The organism is Candidatus Nitrosotalea bavarica (assembly GCF_900167955.1).
GTDB lineage: Archaea > Thermoproteota > Nitrososphaeria > Nitrososphaerales > Nitrosopumilaceae > Nitrosotalea > Nitrosotalea bavarica.
In genome coordinates this window covers 58,282-72,058 of the sequence record NZ_FUYK01000013.1, presented here as the reverse complement: position 1 = coordinate 72,058, position 13,777 = coordinate 58,282, and the positions used below count along the sequence as shown (strand labels likewise).

The following is a 13,777-nucleotide window of genomic DNA, read 5'->3' as shown; positions in this document are numbered from 1 at the left end:
ATTTCAATACCACATTGCATAGTAACACTTGCAGGTTTTAGAACAATTGTGTTTCCGGCCATAAGTGATGGAGCTGCAAATCTTAATGCCTGCCAGTATGGAAAGTTCCACGGCATTATACTTGCTATGATTCCAATTGGTTCAAAAGCGATAAAACTTTTTCTTGCATCAGTATTTACAACTTCAGTATTTAGAAACGTTTCACCATTGTCACCATAAAATTCCATGGCCCATGCACATTTTTCCACTTCGGCAAGCGATTCTTTTAGTGGCTTACCCATTTCTTGAGTAGCTGTTTTTGCAAGCATGTCTTTGTTTTTCCTAAGTTCTGCAGAGAGAATATGCAAAAACATTGATCTTTTCTTTGGATCAACCTTCCACTTGGAAAAGGCCTCTCGAGATTTAGTAATTTTATTCTTAAGTTCAGATTCCGTTATTACTTGATACTCTGCAATTACCTCCTCAGTGGACGGATTGATTGTCTTAATAGACATTAATTTGGATTCCAAACAATACTATTATATACCTTTGGTTGGTTTCTACAACCAATGAATGGTAACTATATCCAACCAGACCCAACAGCGATGTTCAGAGACTGGATTCAACAAAGCGGTAAAGCACAGATGGACTTCATGAAAACCTTTGGCGACATGATGAACCGCAATAATCAATCCAATCCACTTGAAGCACTAAAAGAAATGGCCGATACTACAACCAAAGCACAGGCAGATTTTGTGCAGACTGCTGCCGAGTCAGGATCAAAATCAATGTTCAATTGGTTTAATCTTGCACAGGGATTACCTCAATTTTCATCATGGGGAGCCTTTAAGACAACAGTTGGAAGTAACGGACGCATTTCAATACCAGAAGCAGAAAGAGAAGCAATTGGAATCAGAGAAAATGATCTGGTCCAGGTAATAGTAGTTCCAATCTACAAAAATAAATCACAACCGGAGGTGAAAAAATGAGCAAAGCAGATACAACAAAAGAAGCATATGGAGTATACAAGCAGAATGTGAATCGTTATTTTGAAGAAGCAGAAAAAAGTGTTGCACAGTACATTCAAGCAGTGTCTAACCTTCAACAGGAATTCGCTACATCATACAAAAATGCAGTAGAATCAGCAATCGAATTCCAGCACGAGGCAGCAACAAAGAGCGGTCTTAATGCAAATCTTCCACCAAGTTTCCTAAAAGCAATCAATGATGCAACAGAGGAAATTGTAAAGACTACTTCTGTACAAAACAAGGCAGTTATTACAGCAATGGAAGCAGCAAGACAAAACATCAAGACATTCAATGATAACTTGAAAGCATTCACAACTATGGATGCAAATATACTACAATCATGGTTCTCAGCATGGACTCCAAGCAAGAACTAGATTAAATCTTTAATTTTTTATTTTTTTTCAGATCTTTCAGATAACCATTGGACAAACTCGGGAAGAACTTTTTTCTGAGAAAATGAACTAGCTATCATACCGACATGCCCAGTTGGGTAGATTTTCAAAGTTTTGTCGTCACTAGATACCGCATAATGAATAGGCATGCTACATTCAGGAGATACAAGATGATCGCCCACAGCAACTTGGGTGAGAAGTGGCACTGTGATATTTTTTAGAGATATTTGTTTTCCCCCCACGTACATGTTGTTATTGATAAGAAGATTATCTTGATAGACGTCCTTTATCCACTGCCTGTAGAGTTCTCCCGGTATTGGAGGTGTATCGTTAACCCATTTCTCTACGCGGATAAAATTCTCAACATATTCTTTATTATGAATATTTTTAAAGAAATTCAAATATTTTTCCATACCCTGCTCAAACGGTTTGAGTATAGAGAAGACATAATACATAAGCTCAGGAGGCATGTTGCCTACGGTATCTACCAACTTGTCAACGTCCATGTGTTTTGCAAGATTTGATACAACAGTACTGTCACGCCTTCCATCTATTATCGGGGATGTAAGAATTAGATTTTTAATTTTTTTCGGATAAAGTGATGTATATACAGTAGAAAGTGTTCCTCCAGTACAATATCCCTGAAGCGAGATTTTATCAGATGAAGATTCTTTTCTTACAAAATCTATGCAATTATCCATATACCCATTGACATAATCATCAAATCCTTCATGTTGATTAATTTGAGTCGGTGTGCCCCAGTCAATAAGATAAACATCGACTCCCTGAGTTAGCAGATTTCTTATCCAACTCTTTTTTGGATGAATATCAAAAATATGAAATCTGTTAACTAGAGCATAAGCTATTACAAGTGGTGTCTTCATTTGTTGGTCAGCTAATGGGCTAAAGTGAAGTAGGCGAACTTTATCTTCAGAATGTACCACCTCATATGGAGTTACTTCAAGATTTATTTCTTCAAGAGACTGGGCAAGGTTTGGCGCCTCTAGAATATTCTTGTTTAGTGTAATGAATTCTGCCAATAGTTTAGGATCTATTCTAATCTCGTTAGCCATTCTTTATGTTACTTCCTTGTCTGCTATTTTTTCAAGTTTGGCAATTCTTTTTCGCAAAGAATGTAATTCTTGATACACTTCATCCATGTCCTTTTTGGTAGGCATGTTTGCGCTTTCAAGTAATGCGGCAGTCATATTATTCCAGTGTTTTGCAATCTCAAGCTCACTTGTCACAAGTTTACCAAAATTTTCAGCAAATTCAGATGAATCAAAGAGTTTAGTAAAATAATTTTCAAACATATCAATCCATATGCGCTTTGATGCTTCCATATTCTCTATATCATTTGGAAGTTCTGGTACCTTTCGGGAGTATTCTTTTTGAGCCTCGTTCCATGTATCAGCAAGCTGTTTGTAGTAAGCTGTAAGTCTTGAATTAAATTCAGTCATGTCTTCATTCATTTCAATTGTCTCAGTACTCAGTTTTTTGGCAGTAACAGCAAATTTTCGAAATGGGCCAGTAGCTGTAATAGTCTGTTGCTTATTAGACATCAAAAATAATAAATCTGTCCAGAATAGGGAGGTATGCTTGTAATCAGCAAGTGATTTTTTTAAATCGGGTGGAATAGACATGATAGGTAGAATGTAATGGTTTTCACCACATATAGAGATTACTTCAGTTGTCAGTCAAAAAAGAAATAGCTAATTGTTAAAAATAAGTTCTAACAAGTAACTGTATGACAATGAGCAAGACAGAATCTCAAGAAAATAAGAGAGAAGACATGCCAGTTCTATCAGTATGCGACGTAATGAGAGATAACACAAATCAAGTAATAATGAAAGTTGAAAGTCTACTTCCTTCATTTATTGAAAGTTTTGCCAATATTCAGGAGGAATACTTGCGTATTGCTAGAGACTTTTTTGGAACCTGCTATATTGCAGAAAAGGAGTTACTTGACAAGATGGGAGTGGACCATAAGGCCATAGAGGGTTTTGATAAATATCTCAAAGTCTGGACAAAGTATACGATCTTAGATATAGATATGGCAAATAATTTTCAGAAAACATTTGTTACCAATACCATATCAGGTATGAAGACATATGATAATTATGTAAAACTTATGTTGGCAGAATATGCAAAGATGTTAGAGTATACTTCTGCCCTCATACCTAAGAAAAGCTGATCGCTAGATCTTTTTTGTAAATTGTTCTCATCAAATAGTCATAACTAGTACCAACAAAACCTTATTTTGCTTATAAAACCCAAAAATATGAAATGGATGAAAAGTTTCTTACAGTAAATAGAAATAAAATAAGATATTTTGAAGATGGTAAATCCGATCGGAATCTAATTCTACTACATGGACTAGGTGGGTATGCAGAAAGATGGAGTAATGTTATGCCATTTTTGGCCAAAAAATTTCACCTGTTTGTTCCAGACATGATAGGATATGGGCAGAGTGACAAGCCTACTGCAGATTACACCCCAGAATATTTTGCAAAATTTGTTTTTGATTTTATGGATTCTCTAGGAATTAAAAATACGTCCATGATTGGAACTTCGCTTGGAGGTCAGGTGGTAATAGAATGTGCTGCCTCTCAAAGTCCAATAATAAAGAAGATTATTCTGATCTCTCCTGCTGGAATAATGAGAAAATCTACCCCAGTACTTGATGCATACACCATGGCAGCACTATATCCAACTAAGGAAGCTATAAAGAATGCGTATCAAATGATGGTAGGTCCAGGCAAACAAGTATCAGAGATTTCAATTGAGAGGTTTCTAAACAACATGTCAAAACCAAATGCAAAAATGGTATTTCTTTCCACATTATTAGGACTCAAAAATGCACCAGATATTTTTGAAAAACTAGGAAAGATTACAGCTCCCACCTTGTTAATCTGGGGAAAAGAAGACAAGCTCATACCTTATGAATATTCACAGCAATTTGTGGAATCAATTAACAATTGTAAATTCATCCCAATGGAGGGATGCGGGCATTCTCCATATGTGGAAGACCCAGAAAAACTCTCAGAGTTGGTGATCAAGTTTCTTGCATAATAAATTGTCACATATAATAAAATCAATCGTGAGAATCATAATCAATGTAAATAAGGATAATATCAAAAGTGTTAGTATGAGTAATAGCATTTTACAAGAGAGGGAACAGTTCATACCATGAACATATTGAGAGATAAATCACTAGAAGAAGTATTACCAGAATCAATATTTTCCACACCCGTAGTAAGTATCAGAGTTGAGGATACATTAGGTGAAGCTGCAACTCTTCTTCCTCATCACCTTGAAACACTAACTGATTCCCTAGTTGTTACAAGTAATGACAAGCCAGTTGGCATAGTAGGAGGAATTGAAGTTTTAGAAGGAATTCTAGAAAATCAAACCTCAGAATTTCTTGACAAGACAAAGATCGGAGATGTAATGAGCAAGAATCTTGTCATCATGAATTCAAAGAATAAATTTTCAGAATTAGTAAATCAATGGTTAGAGACTAGAAGAGCATTTGCCATAATACCAAATCAGTATAAAGGATATTCAGTAATCTCAGCAAGAAAGATTCTTGAAGTTGGCACGTCATTTAAAATCAATACGACGGTCTCTGCAATTCCCACAAAAAAGATAATCACATTTCATAAAAATGATACAGTAAGACAGATTATACAACGAATGTTTGAATACGATACTAGAAAACTAGTGTTAGAAGGCACTTCTTTTTACATTAACGATAGAATAATCATACAAAAACTGGTCAGAGAGTTCAACTGCCTCAGAGATGAGCAAGACTTCTTAGGAATGAAATCAGATATTTTTAGTCTAGAAGAGGCAAAAAATGTACCAGGAAATATCACAATCACCGAGGCATGCAAAATTATGCAGGATATGAAATCACCATATCTTAGAATAAATGACAAAGTCATCAGTCCATGGGATATGGTTTTAATTCTAAATTCTGATAACTTGTCATAATTTAGAATATCAAACTTGAAATTAGAAAGAGATAGGTTTTTGAACATCTATGAATCTTTTTTGGCGTGAATTCCCTATGTTTATCTTCACTATCCTAGCATTATGGATACATAGAGAACAAAACTTGTAACTAGTCCCATAGTAGTTTTTACACTGATGGTTTTTTGAGAATCATAGAAAGCATCATAATCTAATGCCAAGATAGAGTTAACAGATTAAAATTGTCCATAGCAAAAAACTGCGAGGAAAATGTTCTAGTTTTACAAGGAGGTGGCTCTCTTGGAGCATATGAGTGTGGAGTCTACAAAGCCATCCATAAACTCAAAATAAAATTAGATGTAGTTGCAGGTACTTCAATTGGAGGAATAAATTCAGCCATAATTGCTGCAAGTAAAAGCGATGACCCAGCAAAAGATCTAGAAGCGTTTTGGTTGACCTTAGCAGAGACTGTAACACCCCATTTTCTTTCAGATAAGATGAGAGAGATTTCATCCTCAATCTATTCTGCCATGTGGGGAAATTCAAACGCATTTCTTCCCCTGTGGTTAAGACCATCTCTTGATTTTACATATAATTTCCCCTATCTGTATGACATTACGCCTTTGAAGAAGACCTTAGAAACATTTGTAGACTATTCCAAGCTTAAAGAAAAGTCAAGGCCTAGACTGATAGTAACATCTACTGATGTTCAAAATGGAAAACCATCCACATTTGATAGCAAATATGATAACTTCACATCAGACCATGTTCTTGCAAGTGCCGGATATCCATTTTATGGCATTTCTTGGACAAAAGTAGGTAACAGGTACCTATGGGATGGGACGCTTTTGAGCAATACTCCCCTAAGAGAAGTAATAGACGCATCTCCGATTTGTGACAAAAAAGTCATCATAGTCAATCTATTTCCCCGTAACCAAGAGGAGCTTCCCCGTAACATGTCAGAATCATGGCACAGGGCAAGAGACATAATGCATACAGACAAGACAGACCAATCAGTACGAATGTCCAAAATAATCTCAAGATATATACTAATGATTAAAAAAATGCATGACATTTTAGAATCCACACCACTTGATGAAAAAAACAAGAAAAAGTTTGATGAATTAGAATCAGATTATCATAGACTTGCATGTGAGCGTGGCGCCATTATCAAAGAGATAGTTCGAGTTGAAAGAAAAGAAGAATCGCACTACATATTTGAAGATGCGGATTTCTCAGTAGATACGGTAAAGAAACTCATACAAAATGGTGAAAGAGATGCTCTAAAAATCTTGGCAGATTTTGGAAAAAACTGATATCGTAGAATTATGAAAATAGAAAATATTTGTATCATTTCATAGCCAGTTGGTTCATGCCATAATTTTCAAAAGTTATAAGTAAAGAGTTTTAGCAAGTAGACATTACAAATGAGCGACAAAAAGAAACCCAAAGAAGGCGGAGAATTTCTCGATGAATCTTCAGAAAACGGCGAAAATGAACTCGATGAATTTCTAGATGACGAGTTTGAAGAAGATGACTCCTCAGAAAAATCTTGATTTTAAAAATATAACAATCACTTAAAAGTGAGAGTCGGTTTTATAGAGTAATGTCAGATTCTCAATATGACTCTAAAATTGAAGAAGTATCAACCATGATACTTGCAGATAGAATATCTTTAGATGAGCAAGACAATGCAAAGTTAAAAAAATATCAAGATTTTGCAAAAAAACAATTTCATTTAGACGAAGAACAGGCAATCCAACTTGTAAATGAAGCATTTTTGTATCTAAAGTTAAAAGGTTCAGACTCTGCGGATCTTCTGCAACAGGGAGATCAATTTGGTGCAGGCTTTAGCTAGTAAAACCAAATATCAAAATTAAAGAATAATAGTATGAAGAAGAATATTTTACAAACTAAACTTTAGTCTAGTTTTTGCAGATATTACCACTATTGAAATTATTGCAACTACAAGAACTACAAAGGCCAATCCACCAAATTCTGGAACTACCTGCGTTCCAATAATCTCTATTTGCTGAGTATCTTGAGGAAATGACACAGTCACAGTTCTATCAGTATTGGTCTTACTTTCAGTAAAATCAGTGTCTGCCCCATCAACTAGAACAAAGAATTGATCATCGCCAGTGCCTACTTTGGCATCAATAAGAGACCTTGGCATGGAAATCGTCAAGTTTCCATCACTAGCCGACTTGATGAAGACTATAATTGATGTATCCTGATGGTTAATTGATACAGTATCTAATGTTGCTCCAGTTATGCTATAATTTACAACAGATGATTGACCACTTCGTGCATCTTTGACAGCAAATTGTTGTGGCGTTTGTGCAAATACAGGAGCCACACCTATTGAAAAGATGATAACAGTCATGATTGCATATGAGCCCCATTGCATGTGTTCTTTTTTTTAATGTCGTATTTGACTTTTGCTAGTAAGTGTGCATCTACAGACTAGAAAATTGGAAATAAGGCCCGCTCTAGCAAAATATTAGGTAAAATTGCTTTTGACAAGATACCATGTGATTCTTTCGAGAATGCTCCTAGGCATAGTAATGCTATCCTCGGTGGTATTCTATGAAAGTTATGCAGTAGCAGATTATCAAGATAGTCAACCAAAGATTACTATCACTATTAGTTATACTAACGATACATCAAAGACTCATGCAATTCTTGTAAATAGCAACCAAAAATATACAATTTCACAGCAATATTCTTGGACAAATGAGAATTTTACCAGATTCAACCTGCAAGGATATTATATCGATAATGGTCCATTTGTTCCCATCCAAAGAGCATCTGATGGAAATTTCACATTAGATATTTTGACAGATTCTAATCACACTATATTTTTTCTGGCAAAACCTCAATTTGAAATCATTACATCTGAAATAAGCAATATAAATTTCTCTCCGCCATCTCCCACAAATGATAACTGGTTTGATGAAGGTTCAGATGAACAGATCATTGTACCGTATATGATACAATCAGATCAAGAAGACACACGACAACAGCTTAGCGGATGGTCATTGGATAGTTCAGATATTGATGTAATTTCAAGACAAGAATCAGGGACTTTCAAATCCCATATCATTCACATGTCAAACATGCACAAAATTGAACTAGAATATACAGCACAATATTATGTCAAGGTAATTTCTAATTTTGGACGAGCACTTGGAACAGGATGGTATGATTCCGGGACTATTGCATACGTGTCCATAATGCCCAGTGATGACATTCTTGTCAAACACATCTTTACAGGATGGCAAGGTCAGGTCATAGGAAGTGGAAATCAGGAATCAGTTGGAGTATTTGTCAATTCACCAAAGACTATTGTAGCCAATTGGTTTGTTGATTATTCCAATGTAAGCATTATTGGAATATCTGTCATAGCAGTTGTAGTTTTATTATCAATTTACCAAAAAAGGAGAGTCTCCTCAAAGGCATAATTGTTGGAAATTCGAGCGAGAACTTAAAGCCATCATATTCAATTACACTCATGTTGTTGCAAAACCAGGATCCTGTATCTCTACGTGAAGAAATTCAAAGCATTATGGTTACTAATGGTTTTAAAAGAGAATGCTTTTCTAAGATTTTAGATTATACAATAGATTTATTCGAGTCAAAGGGTTTAGGTGTCGATTATTATGGCTATCATAATATCATTCATGAATTAGAAGTGACCTATGTCACTTTACTTGCTGCCCAATGGGAATGCATGCATGGTATTCTAAAGCCCGAAGATTTCCCATACCTTTTTGTTGCAGCCCTCTTTCATGATTATGATCCTCTTAAAGAAGTAGACAAGCCACATGAAGAAGACGCCATTAAATTTGTCATGACAGATGAAAAACTAAATTCATTACTAAAAGATGCAAATATTGATAAAAATTTGATAGCCGCATTAATTCACCGAACCACATACCCTTGGAGTGGAGAGATCAAAGATAATACAGAAAAGAAAATTGAAGATTGTCTTAACCTAATTGAAGTTACAAAGGAAGACGAAACTAAGAAGGAGCATTATAAGAAGTTAGGATGGTTTCTTTCAGTTACAGATAGAATTGCAGGATATACTCTTGGTGATTTTACAAAAGCATTAGAGATGGCACAGAAAAACGCTCATGCTTTAGCTTGGCACCCATATTATATTGTTAGAAGATCAGTTGCATATTTTGAGGATCTTCTCAATAATGATGCAGAGATGTATCAAAGGGTTTTACGTGCACTTCCAAGAGACATGAGAAAAAATTTTACGGACAATGTCTTAGCTTTTATGAGATTAAGAGAGCAAGAAATTCAGATTGAGGGATCGCTTGTTTATGACAACGCAAAATTTTTTGCAGTAATTGAGCCCACATCAAGACGTCAGGATCCAGATTTTATAAATACGTTATCTGAAATTTATCATCAATTGCCAAAACCACTCCGATTCAAAAATGATGAATTTACAGAATCAGTTATGGCCAAAGATACCATACTTAACACATTAAGATTAGGAAGCGATAATGGTCCGGTAATAGGGTTTACAAAAGGCGGACCTCTTGAGACATACAAATTACGTTCTGAGATCAAGGATGTAAACTATGGATTAAATAATACTGCATTCATGGAACCACTTGCAATAAGGATGGGATATTGGGGACAAAGCGGTGGAAGAGAGATGAGGTTGTTGTTCAACATGCAATCTCTAGCAAAAGGATACAAGTATCTTACAAGTTTTGCGTTACGAGACGTAATATCAAGTCGTGTCAAGAGGGGAGAGGAGATTGAATTTGTAAAACAATTCGATCCAGAACGCTGGGATTACTACCGTAGAGAATTACAATAGATAGAATGTTCTCATTAGACATTATTTGAAATTTTTCTGGATCTGATGAATTTTACTAGATGTATCAAACCAATAAATGGCCACGATATAGAAATTATCAAAAACGCAAACCAAACAACTTGACCATAATTAAGATAATTTGCTATCAAGTTCAGTGGAAATACATACTGTATCATACTATTTGGAACAAAATTAGACAGAATTGGCAGAACATAAGATTGCAAGGCATTCCAGAGTACAAAGACTGTAATAAAAAATAAAATTGCCTTTCGGCCAACATATTTTTCAAATCCTTTTCTTTGAATTCCAGTCATTTTTTCGCCAAGTTCTCTTATCTCGCCATATAATTTTGTTATTGCAAATTCTACATTTTTCTGATAAGATTCAGGGTCTTGTGGACCTAGATAGAGAGGCACCATGATTTGCAAGTATTTTTTATCTGAATCTGGAAGTGGCCTTCCTTTTTGTAAAAGTTCAAGAAGATATTCCAGTCTTCCTTGATCACCTTTGCCAAGAATCAGAATTTGTTGGATTGCTCCCATTAGATCTTCTGACAACATATGAATCAGAATTTACCCAGATAAAAGCGATTAACTATTACTATGAAGGTAATTAGGTTTTCAAACATTCCCACCTCTTAAAATGGTGTCATAGTTTCATATGAAGTCCCAATTAAACAAGAATCAGATACAAATAGAAATCAAGTTGTAGAAAAAATTCTACTAATTTACTTTAGAGTGATTACAGCAGTTGGGGGTAATGATGGATGTACCACTGTAATGGTTACCATAGCCCCATCTTTTCCAAATGAATTCTTGACAATATTTGTGAACACTAGGGTCTCAGATCCGCCAAGAGGGACAGTTGGTGCAGTGAATGTTGGTTGGGCAGTATTTGCATTTAGCAGTTGTACTGGGTCACCAGAAACTTGTGTCCATGAGAATGTCAAGTATCCACCTATACTCTTTGTACCATCAAGTGTAACTATATCTCCAGTATTAACTACTTGATCTGGACCTGCATCAGCTTGTGGTGCTGGACCTGGTTCAGGATATGCAGCATAAACATATTGTTCACAAGTTCCTACAACTGTACCACTTTGACTAACTGTTAATTGGAAATCATATACACTGCCACCAGAACCAGTTGGAAGAGTTACTGTTGGAGCAAAATCAGTTGCAGAAGAGAGTTGAATTGGACTACCAGAGATTTGAGCCCACTGATATGTAAGTGGAGAAGTAGATGGATTGTCTATAGTTTCTGTTATCGTTGCCGAACCACCTGCATGGGATCTGATTATAGGTCCACAACTTAATGTAGCAATCTTGTAAGGAGAAGCGCTAATAACATTTACAGTTACAGAATCTGAACCAATACCGCCATTCCCATCATTTGCAGATATAGTAAAGTGTAAAGTTGCAGTACCGCTAGAATCAACAGATGGTGCAGTAAACATCGTATTTAGATCAGTTGGATTAGTCAAAGTCACCATTGGTCCTGAATCTTGAGTCCATGCATAAGTCATGGCATCACCATCTGGATCAGTAGCGGTGGCCATAAGAGTAATCGGATTTCCTTCCATCACGGTTAGTTCATGATCAGTTGTTACTACCGGAGGATGATTAAAGTGAATAACATGAAGAGTAAATGATGTGATACTTGAAAGCCCTTGAGGATTAACTACTGTCAGTGCAAATTCAAGGTCTTTTGAATCACCAGCTGCAACAGCAGGAGTTGTAAAACTAACATCAACATCAGAGTTAGATGATAAAGTTACGGGCTCACCAGATACTTGTTCCCAATTGTAGGAAACATTTTGGTTGTGAGGATCAGTTGATTGTTCACCAGATAGTGTGATAACAGTTTGCTCGTTTACAGTTTCAGTATTTGAAGCCATCATTCCAGTTGCACCATATGCGGAAACTGAAGATAGTCCGAGTGAGAATAATGTAACTGCCAAAACTGCAAAAATTGCTTTTGAATTCAACTTGTGTGTTCTAATTTTCCGAATATTAAAAACCTTTCTCTTAAATGATTTGTTAGCTAGGATCGCTAAAAAAGTTGGCAAGAGATTTTATTTTAAAATGGATTTTGGAGCTCGAAATGATCCTTTTTTAGACAAAAAACAAGTAATTTATTTTTTAGATCTTTACTAGTGATGACTTTATCGACACATTATGAAGAGTTTCAGTGTTTTGACATGTGTGGCATTTCCTTTCCACATCCTTGTTTTTACACATGAAATATCCTTTCCAGTCAAGGATTGATACAATACCAGGCCAAATTTAGATCTCTAGTAGACTTTGGCAGATTTACACCTAAAAGATGAAACCTTGACAGATCATGTAAGATCAGCCATACTCAACAAATTCCATGATTAGGACTTGCAAAATTTTAGTCTAGAAAATCACTTTAAAACTAGATTAGAAAACAAATGGGAGTCATTGAGAAACTAGTTTCAGCAGCATGGTTCTGTTCCAAGGACTGAACACCTTGAATGAGTTATGTCTTTGAAGAGAGTAGTAGGTAAAACTACCAAATGTTCTCTTTACTGTAGAAATTCCAATCAATTGCAACTGGTTTTTGATACCTCAACTCCAAGTGATCAGATGTCAAAGAGAATACGGAAGGAGGATAATCAGTTGTCCATCGTTTAGGTGATAGTTGCAAGCATATGGTCCCGTATAGAACAAGTCATGATTAGATGATGGACTACCGGTGTTTTCAAGAACGGTATGAACGTTTATGAAAACTCCACACATCTCCAGTGTTCATTAGATCAGTATTTACAACATAGTAAGTTACTGGACCCACTACAAGTAGAGGCGCATTTGCAATTTTTGCTTTAAGGTCTATTCAGATTAGGCATCATCCAAACAGGTCTGCTTGTCAGCAGCGTTACAGCAGAATCACAGTTCTTACATTTGAAATTACAATTCATCATTTGAATTGATTTTCTAACATATGTGATTTAATTCAATGGTAAGAAAGTCATCGTTTTTGGAAAAGTCTTTAGCAATTTTCCAGTGGGTTAAAATCATATTTGATAAAGTTATCACAGAAATGATTTGAACATGAAATAAAAAAATGACAGTAGATGTTTACTTGTTCCACATCTTTTGCCAAGTTTCTGCGAATTTATTCATCATGTCTCCATAGGTTTTCACTTGTTCCATACCAGACTGATTGAATACCTTCTGCCAGTTATCACCAAATTGTTTGAATGTTTTAATTCCTGCCTCACTCATGGATTTTTGCCAATTCTCTGTAAATTGATTCATGGTTTTATCACTTGAATCTTTCACTGCCTTTGCCATAACATCGTTGTACTTTGATTGAACATTCTTAGTTGCCTCTTGAAGAGATTCAAAGGCATCCATCCAAGCCTTGAGTGATTTATTATATTCAATCCACAATTTGTCCCAATCTTTAGGTGGAAGTTCTTTTGACATAGTCATGTATTGTCGTATTACTTGATAAAACTATTGATTATTCCCTAGCATATTTTCCAGTTCAAACCAAAGTAAAGATTTACCGCAATAGATAAAATCAATTCA

Annotated in this window: 17 protein-coding genes; 10 read left to right on the top strand and 7 right to left on the bottom strand. The window is 35.5% G+C overall.

Annotated elements, in window-relative coordinates; translation table 11 throughout:
- On the bottom strand, positions 1-494 hold a 494-nt coding region (locus C0Q33_RS08740; protein WP_133121064.1), incomplete at its 3' end, for an aldehyde dehydrogenase family protein.
- A gap of 54 nt (positions 495-548) precedes the next feature.
- On the opposite strand from C0Q33_RS08740, the gene C0Q33_RS08735 reads away from it, so the two are divergent.
- Together C0Q33_RS08735 and C0Q33_RS08730 are read left to right on the top strand one after the other, a co-directional pair.
- On the top strand, positions 549-968 hold the full coding sequence (locus C0Q33_RS08735; RefSeq protein WP_101478214.1) for an AbrB/MazE/SpoVT family DNA-binding domain-containing protein: 420 nt from the start codon (positions 549-551) through the stop codon (positions 966-968).
- Positions 965-1,381, top strand: a complete 417-nt coding sequence (locus C0Q33_RS08730) for a hypothetical protein (protein WP_101478213.1) — start codon at positions 965-967, stop codon at positions 1,379-1,381. Before C0Q33_RS08735 ends, C0Q33_RS08730 begins: the two co-directional genes overlap by 4 nt.
- A 17-nt stretch (positions 1,382-1,398) precedes the next feature.
- Here the strand turns inward: C0Q33_RS08730 and phaC are convergent, their stop codons facing one another.
- Together phaC and C0Q33_RS08720 are read right to left on the bottom strand one after the other, a co-directional pair.
- Positions 1,399-2,472 (bottom strand): class III poly(R)-hydroxyalkanoic acid synthase subunit PhaC, encoded by a 1,074-nt coding sequence (phaC, locus tag C0Q33_RS08725; protein WP_101478212.1) that lies wholly within the window; start codon positions 2,470-2,472, stop codon positions 1,399-1,401.
- 3 nt (positions 2,473-2,475) lie between these two features.
- On the bottom strand, positions 2,476-2,961 hold the full coding sequence (locus C0Q33_RS08720; RefSeq protein ID WP_101478223.1) for a poly(R)-hydroxyalkanoic acid synthase subunit PhaE: 486 nt from the start codon (positions 2,959-2,961) through the stop codon (positions 2,476-2,478).
- Between the two features lie 191 nt (positions 2,962-3,152).
- Here C0Q33_RS08720 and C0Q33_RS08715 point away from each other — a divergent pair, with 191 nt between their 5' ends.
- The 6 genes from C0Q33_RS08715 (at position 3,153) to C0Q33_RS08695 (ending at position 7,232) form a co-directional block, all read left to right on the top strand.
- Positions 3,153-3,593: a hypothetical protein gene (locus C0Q33_RS08715; RefSeq protein WP_133121063.1), complete on the top strand. Its 441-nt coding sequence runs from the start codon at positions 3,153-3,155 to the stop codon at positions 3,591-3,593.
- 92 nt (positions 3,594-3,685) lie between these two features.
- The gene (locus tag C0Q33_RS08710; protein ID WP_101478210.1) at positions 3,686-4,471 is read left to right on the top strand and encodes an alpha/beta fold hydrolase; all 786 of its coding nucleotides are present in this window, start codon (positions 3,686-3,688) and stop codon (positions 4,469-4,471) included.
- 117 nt (positions 4,472-4,588) lie between these two features.
- A complete protein-coding gene (locus C0Q33_RS08705; RefSeq protein ID WP_101478209.1) occupies positions 4,589-5,395 on the top strand; it encodes a CBS domain-containing protein in 807 nt (268 codons plus the stop codon).
- Positions 5,396-5,616: 221 nt separating this feature from the next.
- On the top strand, positions 5,617-6,690 hold the full coding sequence (locus C0Q33_RS08700) for a patatin-like phospholipase family protein (RefSeq protein WP_101478208.1): 1,074 nt from the start codon (positions 5,617-5,619) through the stop codon (positions 6,688-6,690).
- Between the two features lie 111 nt (positions 6,691-6,801).
- Entirely contained in the window at positions 6,802-6,930 is a 129-nt protein-coding gene (locus C0Q33_RS09620; RefSeq protein WP_281258851.1) for a hypothetical protein, read from the top strand.
- Positions 6,931-6,980: 50 nt separating this feature from the next.
- On the top strand, positions 6,981-7,232 hold the full coding sequence (locus tag C0Q33_RS08695; protein ID WP_101478207.1) for a hypothetical protein: 252 nt from the start codon (positions 6,981-6,983) through the stop codon (positions 7,230-7,232).
- Between the two features lie 48 nt (positions 7,233-7,280).
- On the opposite strand, the gene C0Q33_RS08690 is transcribed toward C0Q33_RS08695, so the two are convergent.
- A complete protein-coding gene (locus C0Q33_RS08690) occupies positions 7,281-7,784 on the bottom strand; it encodes a PEFG-CTERM sorting domain-containing protein (protein ID WP_101478206.1) in 504 nt (167 codons plus the stop codon).
- 139 nt (positions 7,785-7,923) lie between these two features.
- Here C0Q33_RS08690 and C0Q33_RS08685 point away from each other — a divergent pair, with 139 nt between their 5' ends.
- Both C0Q33_RS08685 and C0Q33_RS08680 read left to right on the top strand, forming a co-directional pair.
- The gene (locus C0Q33_RS08685; protein WP_133121062.1) at positions 7,924-8,838 is read left to right on the top strand and encodes a hypothetical protein; all 915 of its coding nucleotides are present in this window, start codon (positions 7,924-7,926) and stop codon (positions 8,836-8,838) included.
- A gap of 50 nt (positions 8,839-8,888) precedes the next feature.
- Positions 8,889-10,220, top strand: coding sequence for an HD domain-containing protein (locus C0Q33_RS08680; protein ID WP_101478204.1), 1,332 nt, complete (start codon positions 8,889-8,891; stop codon positions 10,218-10,220).
- Between the two features lie 14 nt (positions 10,221-10,234).
- Here the strand turns inward: C0Q33_RS08680 and C0Q33_RS08675 are convergent, their stop codons facing one another.
- From C0Q33_RS08675 to C0Q33_RS08665, 3 genes are all read right to left on the bottom strand, one after another.
- The gene (locus C0Q33_RS08675) at positions 10,235-10,777 is read right to left on the bottom strand and encodes a hypothetical protein (RefSeq protein ID WP_101478203.1); all 543 of its coding nucleotides are present in this window, start codon (positions 10,775-10,777) and stop codon (positions 10,235-10,237) included.
- 170 nt (positions 10,778-10,947) lie between these two features.
- Positions 10,948-12,207, bottom strand: coding sequence for a PKD domain-containing protein (locus C0Q33_RS08670; RefSeq protein WP_101478202.1), 1,260 nt, complete (start codon positions 12,205-12,207; stop codon positions 10,948-10,950).
- A gap of 1,114 nt (positions 12,208-13,321) precedes the next feature.
- Entirely contained in the window at positions 13,322-13,672 is a 351-nt protein-coding gene (locus C0Q33_RS08665) for a hypothetical protein (RefSeq protein ID WP_101478222.1), read from the bottom strand.
- Between the last annotated feature and the right edge of the window lie 105 nt (positions 13,673-13,777).

Coding starts and splice junctions, on each gene's coding strand:
- C0Q33_RS08665 (WP_101478222.1), bottom strand. CDS start 13,672: ATGTCAAAAGAACTTCCACCTAAAGATTGGGACAAATTGTGGATTGAA.
- phaC (WP_101478212.1), bottom strand. CDS start 2,472: ATGGCTAACGAGATTAGAATAGATCCTAAACTATTGGCAGAATTCATT.
- C0Q33_RS08690 (WP_101478206.1), bottom strand. CDS start 7,784: ATGCAATGGGGCTCATATGCAATCATGACTGTTATCATCTTTTCAATA.
- C0Q33_RS09620 (WP_281258851.1), top strand. CDS start 6,802: ATGAGCGACAAAAAGAAACCCAAAGAAGGCGGAGAATTTCTCGATGAA.
- C0Q33_RS08680 (WP_101478204.1), top strand. CDS start 8,889: ATGTTGTTGCAAAACCAGGATCCTGTATCTCTACGTGAAGAAATTCAA.
- C0Q33_RS08710 (WP_101478210.1), top strand. CDS start 3,686: ATGGATGAAAAGTTTCTTACAGTAAATAGAAATAAAATAAGATATTTT.
- C0Q33_RS08730 (WP_101478213.1), top strand. CDS start 965: ATGAGCAAAGCAGATACAACAAAAGAAGCATATGGAGTATACAAGCAG.
- C0Q33_RS08735 (WP_101478214.1), top strand. CDS start 549: ATGAATGGTAACTATATCCAACCAGACCCAACAGCGATGTTCAGAGAC.
- C0Q33_RS08695 (WP_101478207.1), top strand. CDS start 6,981: ATGTCAGATTCTCAATATGACTCTAAAATTGAAGAAGTATCAACCATG.
- C0Q33_RS08705 (WP_101478209.1), top strand. CDS start 4,589: ATGAACATATTGAGAGATAAATCACTAGAAGAAGTATTACCAGAATCA.
- C0Q33_RS08715 (WP_133121063.1), top strand. CDS start 3,153: ATGAGCAAGACAGAATCTCAAGAAAATAAGAGAGAAGACATGCCAGTT.
- C0Q33_RS08720 (WP_101478223.1), bottom strand. CDS start 2,961: ATGTCTAATAAGCAACAGACTATTACAGCTACTGGCCCATTTCGAAAA.
- C0Q33_RS08685 (WP_133121062.1), top strand. CDS start 7,924: ATGCTCCTAGGCATAGTAATGCTATCCTCGGTGGTATTCTATGAAAGT.